This is a genomic window from Priestia megaterium (genome assembly GCF_046599315.1).
In the GTDB taxonomy this organism is placed as follows: Bacteria; Bacillota; Bacilli; order Bacillales; family Bacillaceae_H; genus Priestia; species Priestia megaterium_F.
On sequence record NZ_JBKIKC010000017.1, the window covers coordinates 59,603 to 75,767 of the forward strand.

Consider the following 16,165-nt stretch of genomic DNA (forward strand, 5'->3'; position numbering starts at 1 on the left):
ATAAAAAAGAGGAAGAGAGTTCTCTTCCTCTTTTTTATAGCATTATCATTAATATTCCACGCAATAAGTATATTAAATAATGTAACTACCCGATGATAGACTTAATGAATTTCAGTAATGCCTGATAAACGAATAAAGAATATATTATGTTGTTCATCTTCTAGAGAAAGTGTTTGATCATGAAGATTAAGATTACTCACACGTCCCTTACATGTTTGTAATAAACCGTTTTGATAATAATTAATGGTAATGACACCTTTCTTTCTTAATGCTTTCAATATCATGTTAGATTCTCCTTTCTCCCTAATAAATAATGTAGGAATTTGTTATTCAAATAAGTAATTATCATGTATAATTTGTTAGAAAATCATACAAGTTAAACATTATATTCTTTTATATTTATTATACAGCAGTTTTTAGCAAACGCTTACATTTTATTGTGTAAACTTTGTGAACTTTCGATAGAAAAAAGCTCAAAGAATAAATCTAAGAGCTTTCTAAAATACTTATTTAACAGCTTCTTTTAACTCTTTCCCTGGTTTAAAAGCAGGAACCTTTGAAGCTGGAATTATCATTTCTTCACCTGTTTGAGGGTTACGACCCGTACGCTCTGCACGATTGCGTACCTCAAATGTACCAAATCCAAGTAGTTGGATTTTTTCTTCTTTTGCCAGTGTATTAGAAATCGTTTCAAACAATGCATCTATTGCTTTTTTAGAATCTTGTTTCGTTAGTTCTGTTTTTGTTACAACTGCATCGATTAGTTCAGCTTTTTTCATATTTAACTACCTCATTTCTTACTGGATATAGTATGTATAGGTGAAGAATATATCATATATTCTTCATACTAGTCAAACATATGTTCTTTGTATCGAGTAATTATAAAAATGCCTGAGATTAGCACTGTGACAAAATGAAACTCGTTCATGCTAGATAATAATAATAATTCATTCACTACAAAATTCAGCCCTATATTGTTTTAAAAACATGTATGTATACATTAAACTTGGCTTAAACTCATAAAATATTTCCCAATCGCTGAGTTTTAAAAAAGCCTTTGCTCTTGTGGAGCGAAGGCCACTTTTTTTACTATTCTTTATAAAGACAATCATAGGCATGAGTATTAGTGGATGAGACAACAAATGTTGGTTGTCCCCTTTGATTTTTATGAAAGACTTTCACACCACAACCTGGGCAAGCAAAAAATCCTCTGGAATGCATGTAGCTGAATTTTGTGATATCTTCGGGTTTAAAAACACCCATTTTCGTTCCACAATGAATATATACAGCTTCTTTTACACTTGACATTGGATCACTCCCCTATATACGTTGAGTAGCTTTCTATTTTTAGTATATAAGAGATAAGTGGATAATTTAACCTTTTTAAGTTAATTTAATCTAAAATTCAGAAAATTATCTCAATCCTAAATTAAAGAGTAAAAGATAAATTTTCATTTATGTATCTTAAGATACACCTTTTTATACAAATAAACGTTGAAATGATATCGGTAAATATTATTTAAATATTGGATAAGTAGTAAATATTTGTTTATGAAAAGAAGTTATAAAATCAACTCTATATATTAAGTGATAATCAAATTTATATTGCACATATAAATGATAGTTAACGTATTTTATAAAAAAATATTTTATCTATTATGTAGAAAAAGTCCATATTTGTCGCTACTAAAAGTAAATGTTAAAACTATAAATTTATAAAAGTTAGTTGATGACACCTTCTCACTATACTCAATTTTATATTAATTTTTGTCTATTGATATGGTTTTGAGTCAGTATTAACCTTAAAATCTAAAACTAAAAAGATTTTTTTGCTACCGGTAATCAAACTTATGCAAATAAATTTCCTATATAGTATACAGGCTACACGAGAAAAACTCCTAGTGCTTTTATAAAGCAGGAGTTTTTTCTTTGAAGATAATTATTTTTTTATTTATTGAAAAAACAGCCTTGAAATGATTTTTTATAAAAAACGACAAAAATATTAGTTTCTTGGGTCTACATAATCCGGATAATCTGTAATTATTGCATCGACTCCCACATCTAATAAGAAATTTGCTGCCTCTTGACTACGTACTGTCCATGATCCAATCTGCATACCAAGGGAGTGAACTTGATTCACTAAATCTGGAGTAACAATTCCATAGCTTGGGTTAAAATAATCGGCATAAGTCGAAAATTCTTGTAAGGCTTGTTCGGTTGCGTCTGCACTTGAAGATGTTAAAACTCCAATTGGAACTTTGGGAAGAAGCTCATTCATTTTTTTCATTGAATTATGATTAAATGATTGGACAATTATTTTTTCATTTTGTGGTTTATCAAGGTTTCGTTCTTTTAATTTTTTAGCTATATTTTCTTCAATCCCGGGATATAGTTCTGGAGCTTTTAATTCTATTAATATTCCAATTTTCCCACGGTAACGATCAAGTATCTCATCAAATGTTGGAATTTGTGCCCCTGCAAATTGCTCACCTTTCCAGCTACCTGCATCTAGGTTTCTTAGTTCTTTAAATGTGAGATTTCCAACCTTTCCAGACCCATCTGTTGTACGATCAACTGTCGTATCATGGATAACAACTAATTTGCCATCCTTACTTTTTTGAACATCAATTTCAATATAGTCTGCCTTCATTTCTACTGCTTTATCAAAAGCAGCAATCGTATTTTCGGGTGCATATGCTGATGCACCACGGTGAGCAACATTGTCAACCTTTCTTAAATCCCCTGTTGTTTCTGCCGCAAAAGCCTGACTTAGTGGACTGAATAGCAAAGTAAATGCTAATCCAGCACCTGCCAATAATTTTTTGTTCATGTTCTTCATCTCCAATCTAAAATATGAATACCACTATTATTCTAGAAAAGGAATGTTGTCGAAGTATGTAGTTATATTTACATATACATAATAATTCTGTAAATAAAAGTAGACATTTCGACTTAATTTTATTTACAAATCTGCTATTTATTAGAAAAAAGAATATATTAAAGATTAAAGAGCCTGAAAGAAAGATTAAAACCATAACTGCAGTATAATATTCAATAATTGGACTTAAAATAGTTAAAGTATAATGAATAAAACCTTTTTTAAGCCTCCGACAAAAATATACATCGATATAATTGAAATTCTAGAAAGAAACAAAAATAGACTATTTATACATGCAAAATTTATAGTAGTGGGATGAAAGTATGAAAGAAAACAATATAAAAAATTTAAAATATGAAATTATAAAAAAGCATGAAAAATTATTTGTAAAGAGATTGGAACTTGAGAGTGAAGCAAATCGTTTGATGTTAGAAATTAATTTATTGGATGCACAGCATACTCTTGATAAAGTAAATCAGTTAAACCGACAGATAGACGATATAATCTCTGAAATGGATTATTTGAAACAAGCTCTTGAAACCATTAAGTAAGCTAATCAAATTATGTCCAGATCTACAATTACAATCGATTTTAAGAAGAATTTAACGGAGTTTCCCCAATAAATTATCATGGAAACTCCGTAGCTGTTTATTTGAAATAAAGTTTGAGTGTCTATATACAAAATAAGAGGGTCCACTATATTGGCTCCCTTTTTATTTTTAAACAAATGGGACTTACGATGTAAGTAATGAAGGAAAATAAAAAAAGCTGCCAATAAATCTAGGCAGCCCTTCCTTAAACCTCCTCAACTATTCCCTCTATTATAAATCGTAGAAGAGACTTACTTATTTCTTTTGCTTGTTTGTTGATTTCTCATTGTTTTTCCCTTTTTCAGAAGTCGAAATATCCGTGTCTTTAACTTGACTTTCTGGTTTCTGATTGTTTACTGAGGCTGTAACCTCTTCAATCTCTTTGATAACAGGAGAAGTTGTCACTTTAAGTTGAGCTTCTTGTTTCTTGTTGGGTGAAAGTTTAACTTTTTCCTCTTTTGGAGCATCAGAGGCAATTGCAGCAGCAACTTCTTGATAACTTTGATCTACATGATTATCCATATTTTGATAGATTTCAGAGTTAACAAGTTCAGGAACCGCGGGAAGTTCTGACTGCTCAATTTGTGCTTCTTCTTTTCGGATAGTATCCTTCATCTCTTTAATCTCTTGAATTTTACGCTTACCAATAATCACTTCTTCCACAATCACAGGTCTCTTGGTTACTTCAATTCGCTCTTCCATAATAGGAATACGAATGATCTCATTCTCTGTCAATGGGCTACCATCATACTGACCGTCTATGACCGGTCGACGTTCTACGTAGACTTCCTCACGCATAACTGGAACCTGGATAGTTCGTAATTCTTCTACAATTTCCTTACGAAGTTGTATTTCCCCTGTCTGAACACGTTCTTTCCTTACATCCAGTTGCTCTTCACGAAGTTGCACTGACCTATGCTCCTCTGTTTCGTGTGGAACCTCCCTAACCGTAGTATACGAAGGAATTGTATGAGTTTTATCCACATCAATTAGGACAAGAATTTTCCCTTCCTTTACATCCATTTCACACTGTTTTGCAGTAAAACTTTGAATGCCCATTTTAACAAGTTTTGAAGTTAGACCACCAGCTTGTGTAGTAGTAGCCATACCACCTGTCATCATGGTAAGAAAGCTATCCATCATCACACCTGCCAACGAACTTACAGCTGGCGTTCCAGCTTCTATCATTACATTTGTTTCGGCCCCTAACTGTAGAGTATTACTTCTATCCTCTGCTACTACCAATATATCTGTTTCACGATATCCCTGGCGTTTTAACCCCTTAATTGCATGTATCGCTTCTCGCTCCGAATGAAAAGTTCCTGCAACTCGTTTTCTCGTTCCCATTCTCTCATCTCCTTACATTTTAATTAAACGAAAACTTGTTTTAACATTTAATTCCACCCTCATTGTGTATATCATGTACCCAGTGGATTTCTATTTAAAACGTGATACGTGTGACTATGTAAATGGCAACTAAATTATAAAGTCGTCTTTTCGACATTCCTAAAAGGAAAGATATTCATGTGATGAATCCATCCATGGAGAGATATATCAAGGCTTCGAACTATATTTCGAGTTTGGTGTTACAGTATGTGGCTCCTGAGGATTTTCATGCGTATAGCATTGATGAGTTGTTTATTGATGCGACAGCTTCTTTGCATTTATTTGCTGAAACACCAGAGGAGCTAGATCATCGAATACGTAATGAGATCTATCGCAAAACAAGACTGACAGCTACCGCAGGAATCGGTCCTAATCTCTTACTGGCTAAAGTCAGCTTAGATCAGGAAGCGAAGCACAGCCCAACAGGGGTTGCTTATTGGCGATATGAGGATATTCCTTTTAAGTTATGGTCCATTCATCCGATGAAGGAGTTCTGGGGGATCTCGTCAGCTACAGAAAGACGCTTACACCGTTTAGGCATCTATACCATAAAAGAATGAGCGACGTATAACCGAAACAGGATTCATACAATTTGTTGATTCCTTGGGGGATCTCTTTATTTTTATCGATGACGTATTCGAGTTAAAAATAAAATGAGGTTAAGTGAACTAATTGATGTTCGTTTTGTGTAATGCTCAAACAAAATTGAAATGTTTATCATTTTGATAACTATCAAGTCGACTGAAGAGGGGCATTTCATAAATTTGGAGAATATTATCACAGTCAAATGATTTGATGATTGACTGCACAGATGTTAGGGCGACTGATTGAAAAATTGAAGAGGAGTGTTCTTTGATGACAAATAGCAGAATGAATCCTAAGATTAATGAATTTTTAAGTAAAGCTAAAAAGTGGAAGGAAGAATATGAGATGTTGAGAAACATCGTTCTTGATTGTGAGTTGACCGAAGAATTTAAGTGGATGAATCCTTGTTACACGTTCGAGAAAAAGAACATCGTTTTAATACATGGTTTTAAAGAATATTGTGCGCTTCTGTTTCCTAAAGGTGCTTTGTTACAGGATTCTCATGGCGTTCTAATCCAACAAACGGAGAATGTACAAGGGGCGCGTCAGATTCGGTTTACCAATGTGCAAGAAATAGTTGAAATGGAAGCCATCTTGAAAGCTTATATTTATGAGGCCATTGAAGTGGAAAAAGCTGGTTTGAAAGTGAAAGTTAAAAAGCCTGAAGAATTAATTATCCCTGAAGAACTTCAACATAAATTTGATGAAATCCCTGCTCTGAAAACAGCTTTTGAAGCATTGACTCCAGGTAGGCAAAGAGCATATATTCTTTATTTTTCTACAGCTAAACAATCTAAGACTCGAGAATCAAGGATTGAGAAGTACACGGAGAACATTCTCAACGGAAAAGGGTTAAATGACTAGTAGGTTTTATTTAAAACATAGCCAATATAAGAAGCCACTTGTATAAAACAAGTGGCTCTTTGCTACGTTTAATACATTAGATCGTTAACGTATCATTCCCACGGTCATTATAGCATAACTTAGCGATCTTTTATATATATTCTCATCTTGCAAGCAACTTATTATTTAGATTTTTCCTGTAATTGTGTGAGAGTATGTAGGCGCAATCCTCTCTTTATTTTATAAGATATTTTGTCCTCTACCTCAGAGGTTGAATAAATTAGAAAAAGCACCTAACTACTAGGTGTTTTTTCTAGCGCCACGTGCTGGCTTCCTATTTTTACTTTGACTACTTTTTTACAAGTATATTCTACTAGATCGAGTCATTATCTTGATTCTTCTGTTTTATTTCTATGTTTTAAACCTTCTTTAATTAATGCTCTTATCGCTTCATTCCGGTTATTATATCTTTTTTCATGCCAATAATCTTCTATTTCTTCTAGCTGCTCAAGTGGAAATGTAACAAGGACTTGTTTATTTTTACTTTTATCAACTACCAAAATAAATCCCTCCTTTTGAATAGTATACCCACTATAACAAATATTGAACATAAGCCTTATGTTGGTTGTAACGGTATATATTACCTGTGTTAATTATATCGGTTATATAATATATATGATTAGTGCAATGTATACAATAAACAGGTAAAAAGGGGAATATAGGTCAATGAAAAAGTTCTTAGTAAATTCTTTAATGGTCTTTGCAATTGCTTTTGTAACCTTGTTCGGGAGCTTAGGAGCTACAGTTGAAGCAACCGCAGCAACTAAAAATGATGATTTCATTATTATTAACAAGCACTACAACAAACTTATCTACTATCATAATGGGTACGTTGAGATAATTGAACCAGTTGCTACGGGGAAAAGTTGGGAGAAAACGCCTGTAGGTCATTTTAAAATTGTAAATAAAATTAAGAACAGATCATATTATACTGGACATATTCCAGGTGGAGATCCTCGTAATCCACTAGGGAAAAGATGGTTAGGATTGAATGCAAACGGAACAAAAGGTGATACATACGCGATTCATGGTAACGCAAATGAGTCAAGCATCGGTAAATATGTGAGTCAAGGGTGCGTAAGAATGCACAATGCTTCAATTGAAAAACTTTATGATAAAGTCGAGGTTGGAACTCCTGTTGCAATTACAAACTCACCTAAGAGCTTTCAAGAATTAGCCAAAATCTATGGCTATAAAGTTAAAGGATATAATACTAAATAAGTAAACAAGCCATCTATTATCATAGATGGCTTTTATTATCAGAAGTGTTTGTCATTTAATTTATACTATCTAAATTTTCAACTTCCCTATTTAGAGAAGGTGATTAACAATATAAAACATATAATTAAAATAATTAATTTTTTTATATTTAAAATTTAAATTAATTATTTTAATTATTGATATTTCGTTATATAATCGAATTAACTAAAAGAAGGGAATTTCATTATGGCTTATAAAGTAATCACAAATTGTCCTGTCTGCAGTGAAACATTGAAAATTACAAAATTGCAGTGCACACATTGTCACACGACCATTGAAAATGAGTTTGAATTGTCTAAGCTGGCATCTTTATCACAGGATCAGCTTCATTTTGTAGAAGTATTTTTAACATGCAGAGGAAATATTAAAGAAGTTGAAAAGGAACTGGGTATCTCGTATCCAACGGTTCGAGGCAAGCTAACAGACATCATTTCATCCCTTGGATATGTACAGAAGAAGAAAAATGAAGTAGACGATAAGAAAGTTGTTACTATGTTAGAAAATGGCGAAATCACGCCAGAAGAAGCCATTAAACTCTTAAAAGAAGAATAGGGAGGCAGTTATCATGAAAGAGGAAATTACAAGAGTGTTAACAATGGTTCAAGAAGGGAAAATTGATGCAGATAAGGGAGCAGAACTAATTCAAGTATTAAAAGAGAAAGAAGCAACAGGTAATGACCTCTTGGAGAAACCGAATACATACTTAGATAAAACATTAAAAATTCGTGTTGTATCAACTGAAAATGATAATGTAACGGTTAATCTACCAATAAAACTTGTGAAGTTAGTCCTAATGGCTGGACACAGTGTCGCAGCGAGTATTCCTCAATCTGAAAAGTATGTTAAAGATATAGACATAAACCTTATTATTGAAGCGATCGAAAACGAGTTAGATGGTCAAATTGTTGATATTAAATCGGCAAACGGGGATACCGTTTCAGTCACCATTGATTAGTGATTAGCTTATGATGCATGTAAAAGTGAAAACAAAAGAATTTCGGCTTACCATCCCAATTCCATATGCTGTTTTAAATATTGCTATTTCCATTCTGTTTTCAAAATTTTTTCAGCAACAGGCATATAAATGGACAAAAGGGCACTTAGAAAGAGAAAAACTGGACTTTACCTTCCCACCGATAGACCAAAAAACGCTAAAACCTATTGTTAAGGAAATGAAAAATTATAAGGGAATTGTAGTAGTAGATGTTAAAGCTCAGGACGGTACTGAAGTTAAGGTTAAACTATGATCTATTGGAGAATAAACCGACCATTAACTGGAACTTTGGAGAGAAAGTCTAATTTCTCAATTACTTCAAAAAATCTATAAAAGATGGCCCTTTCTTATACAAGTATTGAGAATATAACATTAGGAAAAGGATACAATTATAGAGCATTGTATAGTAAAAAGAGAAGAGTTTTTTCCCTTCTCTTTTTTATTTTTTGATTGGGCAGGCATGCCTACTAAAGTAGCTATATAGTATTTAAAGAATCCCGATTTCTTTCGTTAATCAGTATCTATTTCGTTAGTGCTACTGTGTTGATAGGTTGGTTTAACAAAGGACTCATACATTCCCTGTCGAATTAATTACTAAATCATAATAGATGCTACGGATAGAAAGGGGGATGGAATTGAGTTACTTAGAGACAGCATGTAACGCAGCAAGGCTAGCAGGTAAAATGATACTTTCCCAAGTCAGCACAGGTATTATTGCAGAGAAAAAAAGCTCAAATTTTGACGTCGTGACGGAGATTGATAAGCGCTCAGAACAAATGATTCGGGATTTCATTTTAGAAGCACATCCAGAACATTCTTTATTAGGCGAAGAGGAGTCTTTTGCTGCTGAAAAGCCTCTCAGCCAGGTTCTTCAAGATGCTCAAGATGTTTCCTTTTTGTGGATTGTGGACCCTATCGATGGAACAGCAAATTTCATTCATGGAATTCCAGGGTTCACTATTTCAATAGCACTAGCCTGCAAAGGGGAAATTATCCTTGGCATTGTTTACGATCCTTGCAGGGATGAATTATTTTGGGCTGAGAAAGGGAAAGGATCTTTTTGTAATGGCAAACAGATTTCGATATCATAGGCAGAGAAAGCAGTTGATTGTATGATAGCCACAGGCTTTGTCTCCACATCAGCCTTTCGTGAGGTGAATATAGCAAGTATGGATTCTATTGGCAAGGAATTTAGATCAATCCGTGTATTAGGTTCAGCAGCATTGCATTTAGCCTACGTTGCTTGCGGAAGGTTAGGTGCTTTCTGGCAGTATGGTTTAAGCGTATGGGATATTGCAGCAGGCGTATTACTAGTTAAGGAAGCAGGTGGTACAGTGACAAATACAAAAGGAAATGTCTATAGTCTGTATGATCAGAACATCATAGCTAGTAATTCAAAGGTACATTCTACGGTTCTGAATTGCTTATAGGGGGCCTGATACGTATCTTTACAAAAATGCTTACACCAAAGAAGCTCCGAATTTGGAGCTTCTTTTATTTTTCTTCGTTTTTAATTTATTTAGTTAATAAAAAAAATATTTCAAAAAGAGTGCCCGATAGTAATGACGTAAGAGGTAGAGTAATAATCCATGTAATGACAATACGCTTCGCTACACCCCATTTTACATCTTTTATTCGATGTGCGGAACCAACACCTATAATAGATGAAGATACCACGTGTGTAGTGCTTACAGGCAACTTTAATGCTGTAAATCCAAATATGATTAGAGCCGAGGATAAATCAGCTGCCGCTCCATTTGCTGGGTTTAACTTGGTAATTTTCCCTCCAATAGTTTTGATAATTTTCCATCCACCAATCGTCGTTCCCATTCCCATAGCCATTGCGACACTAATTCGAACCCAAAACGGAATATCCATTGAGGTTTGATATCCAGCCGTAATTAATGCCATTGTAATAATACCCATAGTCTTTTGAGCATCATTTGTTCCATGAGAAAATGATTGAAGTGATGCTGTAAAAACCTGAAATAAGCGCATTCTTCTGTTCGTTTTAGAAAGAGAAAAATTTTTAAAAACTAGTTGAAACAGACTCATAATAATAAAACCACATAACACAGCAATAATTGGTGAAATAATGAGTCCTTCAATGATTTTCAGAAACCCTTTATAATTTAATGTGTGAAATCCTCCTGCTACAATAGCAGCCCCGGAAATAGACCCTACAAGTGCATGAGATGAACTGCTTGGAATACCAAAATACCAGGTAAGAAGATTCCATATAATTGCCGACATTAAAGCACTCAAAATAACCATTGATCCATTTTGTAACGAAAAAGGATCGACAATATCTTTCGTAATGGTTTGAGCTACTCCGGAAAAAAGCAAGGCACCTACGAAATTCATTAAAGTTGCTAAAAGGATAGCAAGCTTTGGAGTCAAAGCATGAGTAGTAACCGACGTAGCAATTGTATTGGCTGTGTCATGAAATCCATTAATAAAGTCAAAAGCTAAACCAAATAATACAATTAAAATAAGCATTAAAGATAGAAGCTCCATCGGCTAGCTACCTCCTTATTTATTTCTCAGGATCATAATGTCAAGTTTATTGATACATTTTCATTTGAAATAAGTACTCGCTACTACGTTAAAACATAAGATATGAGATATGTACGCTTTTCTAAGGGGTGAATATTAATAAGGGAGTTCTTTTAATAGAAACTCTTTATATCTTTACCCTAATTCTTTGACGTTAAAATTCATCAGCTTTAATTCTTAATTAATTTCTCTTAACATACACACCAATTTATATTTTCAATCTCGTTCTGATGCAAACCAAGAATTTTGTGAAAAATGAACAAAAATTGCCCCCGAGACGGGACACTAAGCCAATCACCATCTACTCCTTACCTACTTCAGTAAGGGTTCTTTGTTATTTTTGGAGTGGACAGGCAAGCTTACTGCAGTAGCTACATAGTATCTAAATAAATATAACCCCATTCCTTAATCAGTATCTAGCTCAGTATCACTACCGCGTTAATACAAGCTGTATACGCATCGTGAAGCCCTTCATGGAATCTGTAAGGGAGCTGAGCCGAAGAGGCGAAGGGGGCGACCGAATGCGTTGAACTGAAATAATTCATCAAATCGATAACCACCATACGTACACTCGGTACGCCTTCTCCTTACTAAATGGGATTGATCCTGAGCTTTTAACGAAAAAAGATGGGCATTACGACAAGTATTAGGCAGCAACATCGAAATAAACGGCAGCCTGAAGAATTTTAGTATCACGGTTTATCACAAAAGCCTGCCTAGGATGCTTGAATACAAATATGAAGCCATCCATCCTCATATTGAAAAAATGGAGCTTCCCGTATGCATTGGTCAAGATACCTATGGGAGCCCCTTTTCATGGGATTTTTCTGATGCGTGTCATCCTCACAACATGGGTGAAATATGCCTCTCCTGAAGACTTGCGCTTAGTATTAGTCGATCTCAAACGAGCTGATTTAGGGCCGTTTCATAGGATTGAGCATGTAGATGTGCTTTGCTTTGAGGCAAAGGATATGAGAAAGCCTTTTGCTTTATTACGAGCTGAAATGTATCGAAGAGGCGATTTATTGTTAGAGCATGGGGTCACACATACTAGCAGACTTCCCTTTAAGCTCCCTCGTATTGTCGTGGTTGTAGATGAGATGAGTATAATTAAGCGAGAAACAGATCTCGTAGAGATGATTCAACAATTTGCAAGCCAAGGCCGTGCACTGGGTGTTCATACAATTATTTCCATGAAGCGCCCTGGTGCGGATTTATTAAACTCAGCATTAAAAGCGAACTTACGGGTACGAATCTCTGGAAGGCAAGCCGATGCAACCAATGCAAAGGTTGCCGGAGTTATTGGAGCAGAAGAAATCGATGCTGCAGCCAGAGGCCGTATGAAAATTAAAATTGATGAGGTCAAAGAGTTTCAAGCCTATTTTTTAGATGAAGAAGTTTGTAAGGAACTACTTTCTCCTTATAAAACACATGTGAAAGATCCTGAGCCGCAACTCGAGGTCGTGTCACAGTCTATCTTCGAGTTATTAGAGAAGGAGGAATAGCGATGAGTTTTCGACTATCTCAGCGCGATAAAGACATCATTGGGTTTATCAATCAGTTTCGGGCTGTGGATCGCGACTCATTAGTAGAACTCTTCTTTAAACAACTGAAATCGCCTATTAATGCGTGTAATAGTGTGATGGTACGTTTATATCGATTAGGGCTTATTGAACGAACACAGCAGTATTCTCCGACGGTCTATTTGCCTGTAGATGCGAAAATCAAAAAGAACTCTCAAAAAATCCTCCATTTCCTTTCGATTCTAGATATCTATAAACAAATGTGTACGTATAGTGCGCCTAAACAGGTTATTGTCGAAGATAAGCCTACGGGACGAAAAGGAGGCATTGAACCCGATCTCTTTTGTATTTTTAAAGGATCTCCTTTTTGGATTGAAATTCAGAGAAATCAGTATTCCGAACAGAAGATGCAGGCGAAGGTCAACCTCTATGAGGAGTTTTTCTTTTCGGATGAGTGGAATGACTTGCACTGGCAATCAGAAGGTCGATCACCTATCTTCCCTTCGGTTATTCTGATTACACCTGTTCGGTATGTAGCGTCTTCAGAGCATATTCGAATTATACAAGTAGCAAGCATTCATGAATTGATGGATAAATATAAAAGCCCTAATAAACAATCAAAGGAAGCAAGACCAAGATCAAATTCTTCTTCCGGGGGAATTAAAATTAATTTAACCTAGAGTGCTACGAAAGTGTACGCCACAATAAAAAAAAGATCCTATCTGGTTTGGAATAGAGATCAGATAGGAGAAACATAGAGACACATATAAAGTATGTGCAAACAACGAAATGGTTTTAATATGTATTAAATCCAATCGCTATGTTTGCATGTGAATTGGTATAGATATTAATTTCTTTAGGAACTGAAATGTAAAATTTATAGAGGTAAAAAGATCTCTCTATCCTCCTGACAAGGAAAGAGAAATCTTTCTACGTAAGAGCTATAAATATATTATGGAATATGCCTATGCTATACCGACAAAATGTATCATAGCATACCTTTATGACGATAAAGAGGCAGTCGTATTTCTTTTTATAACAATACTATTTCAGATAGGTAACAGCCTATGTATAAAAAACTGCATATCCGACAAAAGGCAAACACTAGATAACCCAGGTAGGAGATGCTTTGATGGTATATACCAGGCCTATTTTTTTGTGACTTTTAACTGGATACTGTTGGACTTATAGGTAACCTTCACTTTGTACTTGCTTGGTAAACCCACTGTCTCAATTGAAGAAAATGCTCCATGACGCTTACCATAGGTTATGATAGTAGAGCCGTTATCAGGTACATAATTGTCCGTAAAATTCAGACGTAATTTCCCTTTAGGTATTGTTTCGTCCTCTATTTCGAGTAAATCCTTTTCACTGCTAAGGTTAAGCTCTAGTGTACCCTTGTTAGATTGTTTGTAATCTCCACCGATGATCATCTTTCCAGAAACATTTTCACTAAGGGTGCCCCCGTTGTTGGTAACATCACCTTTCCCGAAAGCCGTTTTCGAATTCCCCTCAAGTTTCCCTTGATCAATCTGAGTACCACCCGAATAAGTGTTGTTTCCCTCCAGCTTTAAAGTACCTGTCCCCTTTTTGGTAAGCTTTCCAGTTCCAGAGATATCGTTGCGCCAGCGATCCAATGCATGGAGCCTACCTTTGGAAGAATCCATTGTCACGGAAACGTCATTAACAAATGCACCATAACCACCAGCAGCTGCAAATAGGTTTAATCGCCCCCAGCCTTCGCTATCATCTAAGACAGGATATCCAGATGGCAGACCTGTTGTATATAGTACCCAACGACGCTGCGTATCATCTAGATATGGAAAACGGGATTCCAATAATATCTCTGCACCCTTTGGTACGGTCATTGGTTTTGTTGTATCGCCAATTTGTTGAAAACCATAGGTCAAGTGCTCTGTATATTTCTTCTTATTCGTTTCATAATCACTATATGAATCCACAGAAGTCCCTTCTTGTGTAAGCAGAACCTCATGAGCCTCTTTATAGGCAGCTTCCTTCAAGCTTTTGTTTTTTGGATCATTCAGAGCAGCTGCTGCAACTGCTGTTGACATCACTCGCCCACCAATCACATCTAACGGTGAATGCATGCCAGCTACAATTCGACTATGGCCCAAATCAGAAGCTCTGGTCAACAGTTCTTCAAAACGTTCTGGTACAGCGTAGGCTAAACCATATGAAGCAAGATAAGCAGCATTTGTATGCCCACTAGGAAAACCACCATCACTAGTAGGATCGTCCTTTCTTGCTGGTACAAGAGTTGGAACAATGCTCACTTCCTCGCTCCATCGGAACGGGCGCTTATAACTATAGTAATCTTTGGCAGAAGAAGTAGAAGCGCCAGTCCCACGTATTGCATTTACTAATCCCACCATATTTCCAAGACTAGAGTCTGTGTCTGCCCAGTTGCCATGGCTATTTCCTCGGTCATCATACTTTACTGTAGTCGCATCTTGCGGAATTTCATTAGGAATGGTTGTCCCAGCATTGACACTTGCCTTAAAATTATTTGCATAAGGGCCTAAACCAGTAATTACGCTATAGTTCTGGTTGCGGCGGTCGTTTAAATATGCCTCTTTTTCTTCTTCAGCTGTGCGATTGTTTGTAATAGATATAACGGTATCTATATTTTGATTATGTACATTAGCATTTAACACGGTCCCGTTATCCCATGAGTCTCCAGGTGTCCAAATCTCCAAAAACTTTGAGAGTACACCAATGGATGGATTTGATTTAGATGTCATGTTTATACTCTCATTATTTTTATAGACGTCTACATAATATCCGTAAGATGCTGCTTTTGGTTCTATTGCAGAAACAGCTGAACCATCAGCCGCATAGGCAGTAATAGCACCTTGAGTAGTTAGGATCGATGTTAGTAAAATAGCTGGTAATTTAGACCTTCGCTTTTTCTTATTCATTTGCTCATACCTTTTTTTAGACAAAAACATGTGCTTCTCTCCTATATGTTAGTTTTAACATGATTATTCTAATGACCAATTGTAAAATCAGTTTGAATTTTCTGTGAATATAGTGTGAATTTTTCAGAAAAGTGTAGAGTTTTGAATAAATAAGTGTATTTTTGTCATATTAAACAGATGAAACTTACTCACTCAACAATATGTTAACTATTGAACTAGCTTTCTATAATTCGGTATTATATGTAAACGAAAAAGTTAACAGGAGTGAGGAATATGGATAAACCTATTGTAATTGAAGATTACAAGGCTAATTGAATACTTAAATTTGAAGAGGAAAAGGCATTTTAAAAGCTATTGTGAAAGACAAAGCTATTGCCATTGAGCATATATAAAGTAAATCCGTCAAAGGATTAGAAGCTAAAGAGATAATAGATATAAGTGTTGGTGTTCCATATCTAGAAGATGTAGAGGGAGTTATCGAGCCTTTAAAGAAGTGAGTTATGAACATATAGACCATGTAGAGTTTCCTGTAATGTTTGTTATGGTAACAA

Annotated in this window: 17 protein-coding genes and 2 pseudogenes; 11 read left to right on the plus strand and 8 right to left on the minus strand. The window is 35.2% G+C overall.

Features of this window, described 5'->3' with window-relative positions:
- Positions 1-101: 101 nt before the first annotated feature.
- The 4 genes from ACLHDF_RS27525 to ACLHDF_RS27540 all read right to left on the minus strand — a co-directional run bounded on the left by ACLHDF_RS27525 (position 102) and on the right by ACLHDF_RS27540 (position 2,830).
- The gene (locus tag ACLHDF_RS27525) at positions 102-284 is read right to left on the minus strand and encodes a YolD-like family protein (protein WP_413921641.1); all 183 of its coding nucleotides are present in this window, start codon (positions 282-284) and stop codon (positions 102-104) included.
- Between the two features lie 222 nt (positions 285-506).
- Positions 507-779 (minus strand): HU family DNA-binding protein, encoded by a 273-nt coding sequence (locus ACLHDF_RS27530; RefSeq protein WP_413921642.1) that lies wholly within the window; start codon positions 777-779, stop codon positions 507-509.
- Positions 780-1,089: 310 nt separating this feature from the next.
- On the minus strand, positions 1,090-1,308 hold the full coding sequence (locus ACLHDF_RS27535) for a hypothetical protein (RefSeq protein ID WP_413921643.1): 219 nt from the start codon (positions 1,306-1,308) through the stop codon (positions 1,090-1,092).
- A 694-nt stretch (positions 1,309-2,002) separates the two neighbouring features.
- A complete protein-coding gene (locus ACLHDF_RS27540; protein ID WP_413921644.1) occupies positions 2,003-2,830 on the minus strand; it encodes a glycerophosphodiester phosphodiesterase in 828 nt (275 codons plus the stop codon).
- Between the two features lie 371 nt (positions 2,831-3,201).
- On the opposite strand from ACLHDF_RS27540, the gene ACLHDF_RS27545 reads away from it, so the two are divergent.
- Positions 3,202-3,429: a hypothetical protein gene (locus ACLHDF_RS27545; protein ID WP_413921645.1), complete on the plus strand. Its 228-nt coding sequence runs from the start codon at positions 3,202-3,204 to the stop codon at positions 3,427-3,429.
- Positions 3,430-3,723: 294 nt separating this feature from the next.
- Here the strand turns inward: ACLHDF_RS27545 and ACLHDF_RS27550 are convergent, their stop codons facing one another.
- Positions 3,724-4,815: a YsnF/AvaK domain-containing protein gene (locus ACLHDF_RS27550; protein ID WP_413921646.1), complete on the minus strand. Its 1,092-nt coding sequence runs from the start codon at positions 4,813-4,815 to the stop codon at positions 3,724-3,726.
- A gap of 155 nt (positions 4,816-4,970) precedes the next feature.
- Between ACLHDF_RS27550 and ACLHDF_RS27555 the strand changes: the two genes are divergently transcribed.
- On the plus strand, positions 4,971-5,414 hold the full coding sequence (locus ACLHDF_RS27555; RefSeq protein WP_413921669.1) for a hypothetical protein: 444 nt from the start codon (positions 4,971-4,973) through the stop codon (positions 5,412-5,414).
- Between the two features lie 295 nt (positions 5,415-5,709).
- Positions 5,710-6,303 carry a YdeI/OmpD-associated family protein gene (locus ACLHDF_RS27560; protein ID WP_413921647.1) on the plus strand — a complete coding sequence of 198 codons (594 nt, stop codon included), beginning with the start codon at positions 5,710-5,712 and terminating at the stop codon, positions 6,301-6,303.
- A gap of 365 nt (positions 6,304-6,668) precedes the next feature.
- Here ACLHDF_RS27560 and ACLHDF_RS27565 read toward each other — a convergent pair whose 3' ends face one another.
- Positions 6,669-6,842 (minus strand): ribbon-helix-helix domain-containing protein, encoded by a 174-nt coding sequence (locus ACLHDF_RS27565; protein WP_413921648.1) that lies wholly within the window; start codon positions 6,840-6,842, stop codon positions 6,669-6,671.
- A gap of 166 nt (positions 6,843-7,008) precedes the next feature.
- Between ACLHDF_RS27565 and ACLHDF_RS27570 the strand changes: the two genes are divergently transcribed.
- From ACLHDF_RS27570 to ACLHDF_RS27590, 5 genes and pseudogenes are all read left to right on the plus strand, one after another.
- A complete protein-coding gene (locus tag ACLHDF_RS27570; RefSeq protein WP_413921649.1) occupies positions 7,009-7,563 on the plus strand; it encodes a L,D-transpeptidase in 555 nt (184 codons plus the stop codon).
- A gap of 225 nt (positions 7,564-7,788) precedes the next feature.
- The gene (locus ACLHDF_RS27575; RefSeq protein ID WP_413921650.1) at positions 7,789-8,154 is read left to right on the plus strand and encodes a DUF2089 domain-containing protein; all 366 of its coding nucleotides are present in this window, start codon (positions 7,789-7,791) and stop codon (positions 8,152-8,154) included.
- Between the two features lie 13 nt (positions 8,155-8,167).
- The gene (locus ACLHDF_RS27580; RefSeq protein ID WP_413921651.1) at positions 8,168-8,557 is read left to right on the plus strand and encodes an SHOCT-like domain-containing protein; all 390 of its coding nucleotides are present in this window, start codon (positions 8,168-8,170) and stop codon (positions 8,555-8,557) included.
- A gap of 10 nt (positions 8,558-8,567) precedes the next feature.
- Entirely contained in the window at positions 8,568-8,849 is a 282-nt protein-coding gene (locus ACLHDF_RS27585) for a hypothetical protein (RefSeq protein WP_413921652.1), read from the plus strand.
- A 382-nt stretch (positions 8,850-9,231) separates the two neighbouring features.
- Positions 9,232-10,026, plus strand: a pseudogene (locus tag ACLHDF_RS27590) (inositol monophosphatase family protein).
- Positions 10,027-10,111: 85 nt separating this feature from the next.
- On the opposite strand, the gene ACLHDF_RS27595 reads toward ACLHDF_RS27590, so the two are convergent.
- The gene (locus ACLHDF_RS27595) at positions 10,112-11,113 is read right to left on the minus strand and encodes an anion permease (protein ID WP_413921653.1); all 1,002 of its coding nucleotides are present in this window, start codon (positions 11,111-11,113) and stop codon (positions 10,112-10,114) included.
- A gap of 869 nt (positions 11,114-11,982) precedes the next feature.
- On the opposite strand from ACLHDF_RS27595, the gene ACLHDF_RS27600 reads away from it, so the two are divergent.
- Both ACLHDF_RS27600 and ACLHDF_RS27605 read left to right on the plus strand, forming a co-directional pair.
- Positions 11,983-12,657: a hypothetical protein gene (locus tag ACLHDF_RS27600; protein ID WP_413921654.1), complete on the plus strand. Its 675-nt coding sequence runs from the start codon at positions 11,983-11,985 to the stop codon at positions 12,655-12,657.
- Between the two features lie 2 nt (positions 12,658-12,659).
- Positions 12,660-13,355 carry a hypothetical protein gene (locus ACLHDF_RS27605; RefSeq protein ID WP_413921655.1) on the plus strand — a complete coding sequence of 232 codons (696 nt, stop codon included), beginning with the start codon at positions 12,660-12,662 and terminating at the stop codon, positions 13,353-13,355.
- 468 nt (positions 13,356-13,823) lie between these two features.
- Here the strand turns inward: ACLHDF_RS27605 and ACLHDF_RS27610 are convergent, their stop codons facing one another.
- Positions 13,824-15,644: a phosphatase PAP2 family protein gene (locus ACLHDF_RS27610; protein WP_413921656.1), complete on the minus strand. Its 1,821-nt coding sequence runs from the start codon at positions 15,642-15,644 to the stop codon at positions 13,824-13,826.
- 374 nt (positions 15,645-16,018) lie between these two features.
- Between ACLHDF_RS27610 and ACLHDF_RS27615 the strand changes: the two are divergent.
- Positions 16,019-16,111: pseudogene (locus ACLHDF_RS27615) on the plus strand (hypothetical protein); the annotation flags it as partial.
- Between the last annotated feature and the right edge of the window lie 54 nt (positions 16,112-16,165).

Coding starts and splice junctions, on each gene's coding strand:
- ACLHDF_RS27570 (WP_413921649.1), top strand. CDS start 7,009: ATGAAAAAGTTCTTAGTAAATTCTTTAATGGTCTTTGCAATTGCTTTT.
- ACLHDF_RS27600 (WP_413921654.1), top strand. CDS start 11,983: ATGCGTGTCATCCTCACAACATGGGTGAAATATGCCTCTCCTGAAGAC.
- ACLHDF_RS27535 (WP_413921643.1), bottom strand. CDS start 1,308: ATGTCAAGTGTAAAAGAAGCTGTATATATTCATTGTGGAACGAAAATG.
- ACLHDF_RS27525 (WP_413921641.1), bottom strand. CDS start 284: ATGATATTGAAAGCATTAAGAAAGAAAGGTGTCATTACCATTAATTAT.
- ACLHDF_RS27580 (WP_413921651.1), top strand. CDS start 8,168: ATGAAAGAGGAAATTACAAGAGTGTTAACAATGGTTCAAGAAGGGAAA.
- ACLHDF_RS27545 (WP_413921645.1), top strand. CDS start 3,202: ATGAAAGAAAACAATATAAAAAATTTAAAATATGAAATTATAAAAAAG.
- ACLHDF_RS27530 (WP_413921642.1), bottom strand. CDS start 779: ATGAAAAAAGCTGAACTAATCGATGCAGTTGTAACAAAAACAGAACTA.
- ACLHDF_RS27605 (WP_413921655.1), top strand. CDS start 12,660: ATGAGTTTTCGACTATCTCAGCGCGATAAAGACATCATTGGGTTTATC.
- ACLHDF_RS27540 (WP_413921644.1), bottom strand. CDS start 2,830: ATGAACAAAAAATTATTGGCAGGTGCTGGATTAGCATTTACTTTGCTA.
- ACLHDF_RS27610 (WP_413921656.1), bottom strand. CDS start 15,644: ATGTTTTTGTCTAAAAAAAGGTATGAGCAAATGAATAAGAAAAAGCGA.
- ACLHDF_RS27550 (WP_413921646.1), bottom strand. CDS start 4,815: ATGGGAACGAGAAAACGAGTTGCAGGAACTTTTCATTCGGAGCGAGAA.
- ACLHDF_RS27560 (WP_413921647.1), top strand. CDS start 5,710: ATGACAAATAGCAGAATGAATCCTAAGATTAATGAATTTTTAAGTAAA.
- ACLHDF_RS27585 (WP_413921652.1), top strand. CDS start 8,568: ATGATGCATGTAAAAGTGAAAACAAAAGAATTTCGGCTTACCATCCCA.
- ACLHDF_RS27595 (WP_413921653.1), bottom strand. CDS start 11,113: ATGGAGCTTCTATCTTTAATGCTTATTTTAATTGTATTATTTGGTTTA.
- ACLHDF_RS27575 (WP_413921650.1), top strand. CDS start 7,789: ATGGCTTATAAAGTAATCACAAATTGTCCTGTCTGCAGTGAAACATTG.